12 protein-coding genes are annotated in these 14,110 nt (G+C 37.7%); 1 reads left to right on the forward strand and 11 read right to left on the reverse strand.

Going from position 1 to position 14,110, the window contains the following annotated elements:
* Nucleotides 1-98 precede the first annotated feature (98 nt).
* The 11 genes from FC65_RS04275 to arcA all read right to left on the reverse strand — a co-directional run bounded on the left by FC65_RS04275 (nt 99) and on the right by arcA (nt 11,847).
* Nucleotides 99-548 carry a hypothetical protein gene (locus FC65_RS04275; RefSeq protein ID WP_056971673.1) on the reverse strand — a complete coding sequence of 150 codons (450 nt, stop codon included), beginning with the start codon at nt 546-548 and terminating at the stop codon, nt 99-101.
* A gap of 249 nt (nt 549-797) precedes the next feature.
* Nucleotides 798-2,492: an ABC transporter permease gene (locus FC65_RS12335; RefSeq protein ID WP_235803071.1), complete on the reverse strand. Its 1,695-nt coding sequence runs from the start codon at nt 2,490-2,492 to the stop codon at nt 798-800.
* Nucleotides 2,489-2,686, reverse strand: a complete 198-nt coding sequence (locus FC65_RS12340; protein ID WP_235803072.1) for a hypothetical protein — start codon at nt 2,684-2,686, stop codon at nt 2,489-2,491. The genes FC65_RS12335 and FC65_RS12340 overlap by 4 nt, the downstream gene beginning before the upstream one ends.
* A 241-nt stretch (nt 2,687-2,927) precedes the next feature.
* Entirely contained in the window at nt 2,928-3,518 is a 591-nt protein-coding gene (locus FC65_RS12345; RefSeq protein ID WP_235803073.1) for a hypothetical protein, read from the reverse strand.
* A 104-nt stretch (nt 3,519-3,622) separates the two neighbouring features.
* A complete protein-coding gene (locus FC65_RS04285; protein WP_056971674.1) occupies nt 3,623-4,324 on the reverse strand; it encodes an ABC transporter ATP-binding protein in 702 nt (233 codons plus the stop codon).
* A gap of 355 nt (nt 4,325-4,679) precedes the next feature.
* A complete protein-coding gene (locus tag FC65_RS04290) occupies nt 4,680-5,252 on the reverse strand; it encodes an NADPH-dependent FMN reductase (RefSeq protein ID WP_010499659.1) in 573 nt (190 codons plus the stop codon).
* Nucleotides 5,253-5,848: 596 nt separating this feature from the next.
* Nucleotides 5,849-6,808, reverse strand: coding sequence for a carbamate kinase (gene arcC / locus FC65_RS04295; RefSeq protein WP_056971675.1), 960 nt, complete (start codon nt 6,806-6,808; stop codon nt 5,849-5,851).
* A gap of 47 nt (nt 6,809-6,855) precedes the next feature.
* Nucleotides 6,856-8,277, reverse strand: coding sequence for a basic amino acid/polyamine antiporter (locus tag FC65_RS04300; RefSeq protein ID WP_056971676.1), 1,422 nt, complete (start codon nt 8,275-8,277; stop codon nt 6,856-6,858).
* Nucleotides 8,278-8,426: 149 nt separating this feature from the next.
* Entirely contained in the window at nt 8,427-9,368 is a 942-nt protein-coding gene (gene arcC, locus FC65_RS04305) for a carbamate kinase (RefSeq protein WP_056971677.1), read from the reverse strand.
* A gap of 38 nt (nt 9,369-9,406) precedes the next feature.
* On the reverse strand, nt 9,407-10,447 hold the full coding sequence (gene argF / locus FC65_RS04310) for an ornithine carbamoyltransferase (RefSeq protein ID WP_010499666.1): 1,041 nt from the start codon (nt 10,445-10,447) through the stop codon (nt 9,407-9,409).
* Between the two features lie 104 nt (nt 10,448-10,551).
* On the reverse strand, nt 10,552-11,847 hold the full coding sequence (gene arcA, locus FC65_RS04315) for an arginine deiminase (protein ID WP_235803074.1): 1,296 nt from the start codon (nt 11,845-11,847) through the stop codon (nt 10,552-10,554).
* A 1,241-nt stretch (nt 11,848-13,088) separates the two neighbouring features.
* Between arcA and FC65_RS04320 the strand changes: the two genes are divergently transcribed.
* Nucleotides 13,089-13,802: a B3/B4 domain-containing protein gene (locus FC65_RS04320; RefSeq protein WP_010499671.1), complete on the forward strand. Its 714-nt coding sequence runs from the start codon at nt 13,089-13,091 to the stop codon at nt 13,800-13,802.
* Nucleotides 13,803-14,110: the final 308 nt, after the last annotated feature.

Below are 14,110 nucleotides of genomic sequence, written 5' to 3' on the forward strand. Positions count from 1 at the left end.
AGTTGAATGTTACGAACTAGCACCACGCGTGCTTTAGTATATAGTTTAATAAGTTTTACAAAATTTTTAATTAGAGATTATTATTTTATTATTACATATTAAACCGTATGTCCAAAATCCTCTTCAAGTGCATATTCACCATACTCATTTTCAAAATTAATACGGTCCTGACGCGAACGCAACATTAGTTTACCAGAATCTATCCGTGCAAACTCATAATCTGTCACGATCCCCAGCTCATGCAGTCCCCTTAAATCGAGTTCACTTTTTAGTTGATCGACTACATGCATATCTGCAAAAATGTGCATGTGCTCTTCTAAGTTTCTTTGATCAAGCAAACCGCGAATGGCTGGGCGAGATGCTTGTCTCAAAGCAGTTAACGACAGCTCTTCACGCGAATATTTTTCCAAAGCATCCTTTGCTTGTGAAATACGTTGAACTAAAAGTTGAACGTTTTGAAAGTCTTTTTTTAACACTTCATTAAGTTTTTGAGAGTCAATTAAATCAGTTTGATAATCTAGCACACTAAGTGGAAATTCAAATTCCATAGAAAACACCTCCACAGAGCACCGCAAAAGTTAAGAATATGTGCCTGCCCAACTAGTACTTATTCTGCATTCTTACCTCGCAGAGCCCTTATACGATAACTATCATTTATCTTTTTCTAGGATGTTTTTTATCATTCACCCTAACCACATGATGATACCCCCCAAGTTACTCATAGACAAATATTTTGGCTATATTTTAACTCAATTTAAATTATATTCAAATAATTTCAGCTTAATTGTTTGCTTAAACTAATCTGCCGAGTTTAAAGCACCCAACATATTAATTTTGCGGATTTTTTGCACCATTATAAGCATAACGATCAATGAAAAGAGTAAAGTCAAATCAGCAGACAAGCCTAAATTAGACCATCGCAGCGTCATGTCAGCCAGCGCATTATTGGGCGGCAATGTTTCCATAATAAAGTGATGTAAATAATATCCACCGCTAAAACCAACTAAGATCCCAAGAAACGTCAAAATAGCCGTTTCACGATAAATGTACATCACCGTCTCATGTTGATAAAAACCTAGGACCCTTAGAGTTGCTAATTCACGTGTCCGTTCAGACACATTAATGTTGGTCAATGTGAATAACACAACGAATGACAGAGCTGAAGAAGCGATCACGATGATCCATACAATATTATTAAGTCCATGCAAAATCGTATTGATCGCCATTTTAGCTTGGTTTGATTGAACTGCAGTGACTGCAGCTGTTTGGCTGTTCAATTTACGTGAAACTTGATCGATATTATTGGCAGAACGGTCTTTTAGGTCCAGTATCTTAGTATTATAAACAACTTGTTTACCAAAAACTTTATGGTAATAACTACTGTCGAGAATAACATCATGACCAACATACATTTCACTGATCCCACTGATTTTGATGCGGTGACTGCGACCAGAGCTGTCGGTTAGGTCCAAATGGTCACCAACCTGGTAATGTCCTAGCTTAGCCAGTTTCTCTGTGATCACTGCTCCATGCCCCTGAAGTTTCAGCTTCTTGTGATCACTAGAGTCTCGCAAAGTAAGAAAATCATCAAACCTTTGCTCGTGTTGAGGGACCATCATAGATATTTGCTGATTGCTGATCGTTCCCTGCGGCCTAGTGGTTACCGACCCATAATAAATATTATCCTGCTTTTTGACAGTCTTAATATCATGAACCTGTTTTTGATAGTTATCTTTTTCTGTTTGACTAGCATTAGGATCATAGATGCCGACCACATCATAATGTGTAATTTTTTGGTACTGATTATCGATGATCCCGTTGATCGAGTCACGCATACCAAACCCCGTGATCAGCAAAGCCGTACATCCCAAAATTCCAATGATTGTCATAAACATCCGGCTCTTATATCTGAAGAGATTCCGGATGGTTACTTTCTGATCAAATGACATTTTCTTCCAAATAAATGGAACTTTTTCAAGTAAAACCTTAGACCCAGCCCGCGGTGGTTTTTCGACCAATAAATATGCAGGCTGTTCTTTCAACGAATTCCACGCAACATAAACCGAAGGAACAACGGTGCACATTAAGGCAAACACTAAACTAATGCCGATCCACAACCAGGACGGCGGCGTTTGCAACTTGGGCACTGCCAAGTTAGCAGCGTATGCAGCATAGATCCTTTCGGGCAATAACCAGGTACCAAAATAACTACCGACAGCTGTCCCCAAAACGGCCGCACTAGTCCCATATATTAAGAAAAGCTTCATCGCGTCAAGCTTCGTATAGCCCAATGCCCGTAACACTCCAATATCCGTTCTTTTTTCTTCAGCCATGCGAGACATCGTAGTTAATGTGACTAAAATTGCTACTGCAAAAAAAATCAGCGGAAAGGTATTAGACAAGACATCTATCCTCTTAGCTGCTTCACCAAACTGATTATAGCCTTGGTTATAATCGCTGCGAGCTTGAAGCTGGTAAGTCAGGCCAGTCATTTATTAACTTGTTTGTCCTGTTGGTTAAGTTTATCTTCTGTCTTCGCTAACCTTTTCTGACCGGATCTCAGAGCCTGCGAACTTCTCTGCCACTGCTCTTGCCCTTCTTTAAGTTGAGCTATTTGAACAGCTGCTTGCTGTCGTTGCATTTGCAATTGCTGGTTTTGTGCATCCTTTTGCGAACCAGCAGGCATTGTTTGCAGTTGACCTTGAAAACCGGCGAGTTGCTGTTGACTATCCTTGACTTCGGCCGCAGCGAGCTCCAGTTGTTTTTTCTTCCAGTCTAACTTTGTTTGTTGTTCAAATAAACTGGTTTTTTGCTGACCTAAAACAGTTCTGGCATTTTTTATTTTAGTTTCTTTCTGTTTCTTGATTTCCGACTGTCTTTTATCAGCTCTCTTTGCTAAAATGGTGCTGCCTGATCAATATTTTTGTTTAATCGTTTCTCAAATTGGTCTGAATAACTTTGACCACGCAGGTTATCATAAGAAATCTTGGCAACATTGGAGTTTGCTGACTAAAGCCCGACTTGGTCAGTACTCCAAAAGTATCGATTTGTCCCTTGCCAGCATTAGAAACTCCTAAATTATCTTTCTGCAAATAATCACTGGACGTGACAAAGCCAATAATTTTGTATTTATGATATTTAAGTCCAGCTATTTGCTTTTTGCCTTGATTATCAACAAGACTGATTTGTTGTCCAATTTTATAATTGTTCTTTTCATACTTACTTAAAGCAATTTCATTTGGCTTATGTGGTAGCCTGCCTTGAACTACCTGATATATTGATAATTTAGTAGTCTTTTCGTTTAACCGGATCGTTTTTTTTGAATCCGCTGTTAAAGCATCTCGATAAATACTGTACTCTGCCTGTTTAACATGCTTCATCCGCTCAATATATTTTCGGTCGCTATTATTAAAGCCAACCGTGCTAGTAACCTGTGCATCGGCCATTTTATGTTGGCAAAAATACTGGTTTCCTGTTGCACGCATATCGTCTCCGGTGACCTTTAATCCGATCAGCACAAAAGCTCCCAGAGCCAGTAAGATCGCAATCGAAATAAAACAAGGAAACGAGCCTCTAAACTCACGAAAAATATTCTTTCTTAGAATTTATGTAAACTCTTCACCTACCACTCGATCTCGGAAACTGGTTTTGGCCGCTCATTAAGATAATCTTCTTTGACTTTGCCATCAGAGATCTCGATCACATGATCAGCCATCGCTTTGATCGCAGCATTATGAGTGACAATAATAACTGTTTTGCTCTCTTTGTGGCTGAAATCTTGTAAAAGCTGTAAAACCGTTTTGCCTGTCTTATAATCAAGCGCCCCCGTTGGCTCATCGCACAACAAAAGTTCTGGATTTTTTGCAACCGCGCGTGCGATTGAAGCTCTTTGCTGTTCTCCACCCGAAAGCTGTGAAGGAAAATTATCTTTCCGATTTTCCAAACCAACTTTGCCCAACGTTTCAGCTGGATCAAGTGCGTCTGGAGAAATTTCAGATGCCAGTTCAACATTTTCTAAAGTAGTTAAATTAGGAATCAGGTTATAAAATTGAAAAACAAATCCAATCGAATTTCGCCGATAAGTAGTTAACTGCTTTTCTGAATATTCAGCTATGTTTTTCCCATTGATCTCTACTCGGCCCTCAGTAGCTGAATCCATTCCACCCAAAGTATTCAATAAAGTTGACTTACCTGCACCAGAAGCGCCCACAATGACCATTAACTGTCCCTTTTCAAGTTCAAAGGAAATATCATCATTAGCGCGGATCTCACGTTCACCGCTGCCAAATACTTTTGAATAATGCTCAATTTCAATATATGCCAAACCCGTTCCCTCATCTCATTTATTAATTGGTATCCTTAATTGATAAATCATTTTTTTCTATTCATTTTCTAGCTGCTATTAATATCCATAATAACAGCTAGAGTCCGCTAATACCAAAACAACTGGTCTTTTTATACTTTTGAAAAAACAATTGTCCCAAAGTCAGTTGATCAATTCATGGCTATTCTGTTGCAAATAACGAGAGAGACCGGAGTCCGTTAACTCCGGCAACGAACTTTTGTCCATGGTCTTATTGTAGCAAATATCAGATACCGGAACTAACTAAAGACAGTAAAAAAACATTGACCCATCTTACGCGATCAATGCTCAATTGATGCTATTCATATTTAACAGTTTAAGCCACATTTTCTTCATTTCTATTTTGATGCATGCGTACCTTTTGAACAAAAGCTGTAAAGCATTCATCCAAAAATCCAGCAGTATCCTGATCCTTCAAAACTCCAGCTTCATTAAACTGTTCTTGACAATGGCCTAACAAAAATTCATGACCCGACAAAACATCTGCACACAGACCTGGTGAGTTTAAAATTTGACGGAGACTATCTTGGGCACGGGAAGTTCCTTGATTACCCAAAGATGTTCCCACGATCATAACCGGTTTTTGGAAAAACAATTCTTTCCGACAAGATAACCACTCTAGTGCACTCTTTAATGCTGCTGTGATCGCGTGGTCATATTCAGGCGTGGAAATTATCACTGCATCAGCAGTTTCGACTTCATGATAAAGCACTTTGACTGCTTGAGGTAAATCCCCCGACAATAACGACACATTAAACAAAGGCAAATTGTCGATCTCACAAACTGAAAGTTCACATTCATCTGAACTATACTGTTTTTGCATATATTTTAAAAGTTTACGATTATATGATCCAGCCGAATTAGTCCCAACAATTTCAGCAATTTTCATAAAAGGTTCCTCCCAATGACAATCATTTTCAAGACATTGAATTTTTTTCACATATTTAACTACCTATCTATCATACTACAAAATTTAGAAAAAGTAAGCCCATATTTATATTTTTTATTCTATTAAATAAAATTAAAAAATACTTTAATCGAGCTGAAAACGCCGTTAAAATAGCATATGTCGGGAATAAATAATTTTACACAAGCGAGTCTTTCTTATACTTTCTGCATTTTACTTATTATTTGGCAAGAAAATTTTATCAAATGATATGTTCACTTAGGTAAAGCTCGCAAACAAATCTCAAAATATATTGTGCAAAATAATTCATGTTTTTGAAAATATTTTATGGTGTTACATGGAGATTATATGAAAGCTTTAAAATGGCCTTACAAAAATCCTCAATGTAAGGCTCTTTAAAAAAGAAAAATTTGTTTACTAGCGACCAATTAAATAAATCAAGTCTAGCTTATTACTTACTTTCCCACCGATATTAAACAATATCATTTATAGGAATAAAGCAAAAAAGCAAGAAAATCATCATTATCTTCCTGCCTCTTGATTAATAGCTTTGAAACTTATTTGCTCAAAACTTTAATTTATCTGTATTCTGTTTGAGTACCTTCATTAATGATCATCGTACCCTGAGTTCCTTCAATGATCTCTTTAGCATCTTTCAAATCCCCAATAACAGCGGGATTACCGCTTTGGCGGACAAAGTCTACCGCTGCTTTAACTTTCGGCATCATACTGCCCTTCGAAAATTCTTCAGCGTTAATATGCTCTTGAATCTCCTCAATGCCAACAGTTTTTAATTCGGCTTGTTCGGGCTGACCATAGTTATAGTAAACACCTCCGCCAGAAGTTAAAATGATCAACTTGTCAGCTTTGATCAGTTGAGCAATCTTAGACGCACTAAAGTCCTTATCGATCACAGCTTCTGTGCCGACCAAACGGTCGCCTCTTTCAACAACAGGTATCCCGCCACCGCCAGAAACAATCGGCACGATTCCAGCCTCAACGACTTGTTTGATTGCCCGGTATTCATTGATTTTAACGGGTTTTGGTGAAGGAACCACTCGCCGATATCCACGCCCAGCGTCTTCCATCAGCTTCCAGTCTGGGTGTTCTTGCCTTAGTTTCGCTACTTCGCTTTTTTTATAAAACGGGCCGATCGGTTTAGAAGGATCCTGAAAAGCCGGATCATCCTCTGCAACGATTGTTTGTGTGATGATCGTCGTTACGTCTTTGTCAATCCCATTCTTAAGCAATTCCTCACGCATAGCATTTTGGAACCAATAGCCAATACTGCCCTGTGTCATTGCTCCACAAGTATCCAATGGCATAGCTGGGTTTTCTGAGCTGTCACCAGCACTTTGCTGCAACAATAAATTTCCCACTTGTGGACCGTTACCATGAGTAATGATCAACTGGTCACCGTTTTTAATAAAATTAACCAACTCTTTAGCTGTCTGACTAACAGCACGTTTTTGTGCTTGGGCCGATGGATCCTCTGAGAGGATCGCATTCCCGCCTAGAGCAACAACTATTTTTGCCATCTTATTTTCCTCCATTAACAAATTCGAAATTCTGCTGTTTATTCATTTTAACCAACTTTTATTGTACCGGTGCAGATCATAATAATTGCTATTACGGCAATCAATAGTACTATCCCCATAGTAATCTTCTCATTTTTATTGATTCGACGATCATTTTCTTTGCTAGACAAATAATAAAAGATAAATCCAGGAATATAGAGGATCGAAACCATCAAAACCTGTTGCCAACCAGCTAGTACCATCGCTGTCAACTGAAATGCAGCCGCAATAATACCTATCCCAAATTGTCCCCATTCTTTCTTTTGGTAAGAGAATTGCATTTGATATGATCCAACCATCAAATAAGAAATCAGAATCGCAGCTGTACATAAACTGTAGGCAAAGTTGTATGCATATTCAGTAAAGAGCAGCGAAAACAAGAAGATTGTCTGCATTACACCAGTAATTACCAAAGAATAGGTAGGTGCATTTTTCTTATTAACCTTTCCCCATGACTTAGGCAAAGTCTTGTCCTTAGCCATCAACATCGTTGTTTCAGCTGGCAGCATCGTCCATGAAATCCATGCCCCAAGTGTAGAAATGATTAGGCCAATGTTGATCATAACTGAACCCCATGACCCAACAACGTGTTTCAAAACTTCACCCATGGCTGGTTGTTGCAAAGTAGCTATCTTAGCTTGACTCAAGACTCCGTATGGTAACAATGAAACTAAAATATAAATTGCTAGTAATGAAACTAAACCATAAACTGTGGCTTGCTGTGCATCAGATTTTTTCTTAGCACGGTTGCCTAAAACAGAAGCTCCTTCGATTCCAATGAAGACCCACATCATAACCATGATCGAACCTTTCATCTGTTCAAATAATGAAACTGTTTTGCCCCCGTGTAAGACATTATTAGTAACGTTGCCCCAGAAATCAGCCGTAAAGATTCCGCCCTTAAAGCTGATGATCATAATGACAACAAATGCAAAGATTGGGATTAACTTACAGATCGTAACGATCGTATTGATGAAAGAAGCACTTTCAACGCCATTATTTACCAAAAGAGTCAGTAACCACATAATAATTATTGCTGCAAAAATCGAAGCTAAATTTTGACCACCTTTGAACACTTTAAAAAAGGTCCCAAAAGAACTCATTAACATTGTGGCAAAGGCAATATTTCCTAACCAGGATGACAGCCAATAGGCCCAGCCTGAAATAAATTCACCTAAGGGTCCAAATTGTGCTCCAGCATAACTGAAAATCCCGGAATCAAGTTCAGGACGTTTCTCAGACAAATTATTCAACGAGAGAACCAAGGCAAGAATACCGATTCCAACAAAGAACCACGCCAGTAACGCAGGACCTGGCGCTGCAGCATTGGCTAAATCGTTCATAATACCGAAAATCCCTGTTCCAATCGATGAACTAACTATTAAAGCAACAAGCTCACCTTTAGCGATTCCTTTTGAATTATTCTCCATTAAATTCATTCCCTTCAAATTTTATTGATAACTTTCACTAGCAAATGTGCTTCACTAAAACTATTAAATTTTTCAAGAAAAAAAGAGTCTGGCATAGTTCCTATGCTCAGACTCTCCTTGCATCTGTCATTAAAAACAATTATGACAAATCAATTAGTGATCACTGTTCCAGAGCGACCAGTAATTAAATGAGAAACATTTTTCAAGGAAGTAATAACTGCCTGACCATTTGTATTTGAAACAAAATCATTTGCAGCTTGAATTTTAGGCAACATACTTCCCGCCGCAAATTGGCCCTGCTCAAGGTATTCCATCGTTTCATGCACGGTTACTTCTCCTAATTTTTTCTGGGAAGACTTTCCATAATTTATATAGGCATAATCAACCGCAGTTAAAATTATCAGCTCATCTGCACCAATATTTTCAGCCAATTTAGCCGCGCTAAAATCTTTATCTATTACAGCCTCCACACCAGTTAAGCTGCCATCAGCGGTTTTAATCACTGGGATACCGCCTCCACCAGCAGCAATCGGTACCATACCATTTTCCAACATCAATGAGATCAGCGGAGCTTCTTTAATATTTATCGGTCGCGGGGAAGCTACGACTCTTCGGTAGCCCCGCCCTGCGTCTTCCGCAAAAACATATCCCGGATGTTCTTTTTGGTATGCTATTACTTTAGCTTTGGAATAAAACGGACCAATAGGTTTAGAAGGGGCATGAAATGCCTCGTCATTTTGATCAACTATAGTTTGTGTTACAATAGTAGCAGTCGTTTTTTGAATATTTTCTTTTTCAAAAATCTCAGACAAACTTTTTTGCAGCCAGTAGCCAATACTGCCTTGTGTCATAGCTCCCACCGTGTCCAAAGGCATGGGAGGATTGCCTTTGGACTGTCCCTTAGTCATTTGCAATAACAAATTTCCAACTTGTGGGCCATTGCCATGGGTGACAACCAATTGATTACCCGCTTTAACAAATTGTGCCAACACCTCAGCGGTTTGCTTGATCGAATTGAGTTGAGCTCCCGCCGAGCCGTCTTTAGTCGCGATTGCATTACCACCTAAAGCGACTACGATTTTCTTAGGCATCTTAGTTCACACTCCTGATCAAAACTTAAAATAGCATTTTAGACTGATGGGATAAATAAATTACCCAACGTAGCTGCCATAATAGCTTTAATCCCGTGCTTCCGGTTTTCACCTTCTTCAAAGACACGTGAGTATTTACTACGAAAGACTTCATCAGTAACTTCCATCTCGCTGATACCATATTTTTCATAGACATCTTGTCCATACGCTGTCTTAGTATCATGAAAGGCTGGCAAACAATGCATGAAGATCAATTGATCATCCGGTGTTCCTGTTTTCTTCATCAGTTCCATATTGACCTGATATGGTTTGAGCAGTTTAACACGATCTTCCCAATCACTTTCGCCCATTGAGACCCAAACATCTGTGTAAATGGCGTTAGAGCCCTTAACACCCTCTTCAATGTTGTCTGTAATCATAACTTGAGCACCACTCTTTGCAGCATATTCCTTGGCGATAGAAACATGTTTTTCAGAAGGATATAAAGCTTTAGGTGTGACCACGTGAACATTGACACCAACCATTGAACCGCCAACTAACAGGGAGTTAGCCACGTTGTTTCTGCCATCGCCAATGTAAGTTAATGTCAGTCCCTTTAAACGGCCGAAATTTTCCTTCATTGTCATTAAATCAGGAATCGTTTGTGTTGGGTGCCATTCATCTGTTAAACCATTCCAAACCGGCACACCAGAATACTTAGCTAGCCCATCAACAGTTTCTTGTTTGAAACCGCGAAATTCGATTCCGTCAAACATTGATCCTAAAATTTTAGCAGTATCTTCAACACTTTCCTTCTTACCTAAATGAATATCATCTTTACCTAAATAGTCGGGATGCGCACCTAATTCAATTGCCGCTGTCACGAAAGAAGATCTTGTTCTAGTCGAAGCCTTTTCAAACAGCAAAGCAATGTTTTTCCCTTCTAGATAACGATGCGGAATATTATTCTTTTTCATAAACTTCAAATGAAGCCCAAAATTAATCAAATATTCCATTTCTGCAGGTGTCATTGATGTTTCCGACAAAATACTGCGTCCTTGAAAAACGTTACTTTCTTTACCAACAAATTTACTCTCCATATGATTCTCCACCTCAAATTAAATTTTTATTGAACGAGTGTTATACCTTATTATCTTATTAAAACTATTAAAATAACTTACCTAGAGTTAGTCCTGAATTTTTATTACTTAGTTTCTAAATCTTCCCTGATAATTGGCATTGACATACAACGTGGGCCGCCCCGACCGCGTGAAAGTTCACTTGAGAGAACTTCATGAACTAAGATTCCATGTTCCCTTAACATCTCATTGGAAACATAATTTCTATCATAAGTGACAACTTCTCCTGGTGCGATGGCCAAAGTATTAGAGCCATCATTCCATTGTTCACGTGGTGCAAAGATTGGATCACTATTGCCGGTTGGAATCAGGTCAAGTTCAGATTGATGCAAGACTTCTTTTAAAACCTCGAGCAAATCAGTACGGTGTTCGCTAGTGATCTGTCCATCTTTACTTGGATGAAGGACCCACATATCTATCTTGCCGCCGTTCATAATTTGCGGATGAACTGTAAACTGATTGTAATTGATCATAGTAAAGACTGTATCTAAATGCATCATTGCATGATTGTGCGGAATCTTAATTCCCACAACTGTGTCATAGTTTGAATTTGTAAAAAGATTACGAGCAATATCTTCCAACGCGTCAGCTGATGTCCGTTGTGAGATTCCGATAGCCATCACATGATCACTTAAGACTAATTCATCTCCGCCTTCAATACGTGTGGTATGATTTCTGTCTCTCCAAACATTCACGCCCTGGTCTGCAAAACGTGGATTATGTTTGATGATATATTCCATAAATAATGATTCACGTCTTCTAGCTGCAAATGTCATATGATTAATTGAGAGTCCATCACCAATCGAGGCAGCTGGATCCCTAGTGAAATACAAGTTAGGCATTGGATCCATTAAAAACGGATAATCAGCATCTTCTGAAAGTAATCGTAAATCCTTGTAGTTCAGATCAATGTCACTCTTGCGAATGCCTTCCATAATGGTGGTAATCATTTGCAAAGGCTCCATGCCCACCAAGTATTCTTTCAAAGCAGAATATGTTAGTCCATCCTTAAATCCCGACTCCTTGACCATGCGATCAACAAATTCTTGCTTAACAGGTTGTTCATTCAATGCATCGGCCGCCAAGTTTTCAAGGTACAAAACCTCAGCGCCGTTATCCCTGAGAGTTTGAGCAAAATAGTCATGTTCCTTTTGGGCAATCGGTAAATATGGAATATCATCAAATAACAATCGTGGCATGGTATCAGGTGTTAAATTCTCAATTTCTCTGCCAGGTCGCTTCAAAATTACTGAACGCAACTTTCCAATTTCCGAAGATACGTGAATTGGACTACTAAATCCATAATTTTTAGCATTATCTGTATGGAATTCTGGTGTAACGACTCCTGTAGATTTTTGCATAAATGTCACTCCTTAGTGTTTTATTTCTTTTGACACTCAGAGTGTACTTCATTAAAAAAACGCTGTCAAATGCTGCTATATCAATATTTAAAAATGAGATTTTTGTTTAAATAAAGATGAATTCCAATCAATACTTTATACATTTTTTGAGAGCTTTATTGCATAGTGATTATTATTTTGAATAAAGTGAGAATAAAGAAATAATTATTATTTTTTGTGAATTTTATAATTAGAGCCGCTTTCATTTTTCCAAACTACAACTTTTTTATTTAATAATATCAACTAATGTTTTAAAATAATTATAATGCCATATAGACTTAGCCATTCTAATTATAAAAAATGGGGACTTTTGAAAGATACACAATACGCGTCAAATTACGTTCAGTACTATGATCGTCTTTCAAAACTGAAAAGGAATCTTCAATGATACAATGTAATTTCTTTAAAGCAACAACTATTATGTTACCCAGCGTCTTTCATATTTAAATGGTAAGATGCTTAAAGATTGCACTCCTGTTTAAACAGGGATAGCTCTCGATCTAAGTTGAGCCAGCTTGTGTATCATGAACTGGAATTTTGGTAGCGAAATAATTCAAAATATAACCATTAGTTACCCTGATCAAATGAGTTTTAAAGTCCTAAAAATACATAGATTTTGCGACATTATACCTTATATCGGTTACGTTAGAGAAAAACCTTTGCACGCTTGTTTCTAACTTTTTGACATAGTGAATTAGGCAAACTGTCAATAATAACGATCTGATCTGCTTGCACATATTCACGCCTTATAGCGCATTTATGATGACAGGTAAAAGCTGATGTGCTCACCGATTAACGTTAATACAATCCAGTGCAATTTTCTTTGAGATAGATAGCTTAGCCAACTCGAAAAATCTACGTTAAGATTGGACATTACTAATTATCTGTAAGCAAAGCTGAAATTTGTATGCCAGAAATGCTCGCATGCTTGGTATTGATTCGATTATAGATAAAAGAAAGACAATAATTGCCGAAAAAACACTCACAGATTTCCTATAACTGATTCAAATCGATTTGCAAATTATGACGTTTTTGTTTAAACTTTATGTGAATTAATTGGTTATATTCCTTTTTGTTTGGTCATTTAAAAGTTTCATTTTATTGAGTTGAGGTTTTTATAAAATTTTGTATTAAATGGTTGGGTTTTACAAACTAGCATCCTAATTATACATATAATACTTAATACTAGGAGGGTATCATTGATGAAGAAAAACTTTAGAGCTGAAGCACCTTTCTGGAACTTATTTCCAGATGTAGAAATTGCAGTGATCGTAGCTGAGGATATTAATAACCATGAAAACGATAAAATTCCTGCAAATTTACTTGAAAAGGCTAATTGCCAAGCAATCAAATGGATCCCGGATAATCCAATCAGTTCCAACGATGTAATTTCTGATTGGAGAAAAGCATTTCAAAAATTTAAAACAAAAAAAGGTGCACGTTGCGCTGTCGAAAGTCTGCTAAAAAGGGCTAAGCAAGGTAAGGGAGTTACTAGTATCAACCCAATAGTCGATGTTTATAATTCAGTCTCGTTAAACTGGGCTTTCCCTGTCGCAGGAGAAGACCTGGCAAAAATTGAAGGAGATATTCGACTAACGGTTGCTTCAGGTGGCGAAAAATTCTGGCCGATTGGTGAAAAAGAAGAGCAAGAAGCTATGCCTAACGAAGTGATCTATACTGACGATCATTCTATCTTAAGTCGTTGCTGGTCTTGGCGTGATAGCGCCAGAGTTGAGGTTACTGAAAACACTAGTGACGCTCTATTTTACATGGAAAATGTAAATCCTAAGCGACAGAATGATCACAGAAAAGCCGTTGCCGAATTACAGACCAAATTAAAACAATACTTCAACTGTGATAGTCAAGTCGGTTATATTACCAAAAATTCACCATCTATTTTGCTTCTTACTAAGTAAAAATAATTGATTTTTAAAATAAAGGCATGCTTAAGTCAGCTGAAAACAAACAATATTTACTCTGATAGGTTCTGCTTGTTTAAAATTTATGATTGTAAAAATCATTTTAGTATAACGCTAATAAATGTAAGCGCTGTTTAGCCGACCGTCTTTAATAATAAGTTATGAGAAGCTGGGAAAGATTATCTCCAAAATGTAAAACAGAGTCAAAATTCTGGTTTTTCAAAATTTTGACCCTATTTGTTTGATTTATATATTTACTTTTAAGAACAATTTGTTCGAGAGTATAAAATAGTTTGTGTAAATGA

Source organism: Ligilactobacillus acidipiscis DSM 15836 (assembly GCF_001435755.1).
Taxonomy (GTDB): Bacteria; Bacillota; Bacilli; order Lactobacillales; family Lactobacillaceae; genus Ligilactobacillus; species Ligilactobacillus acidipiscis.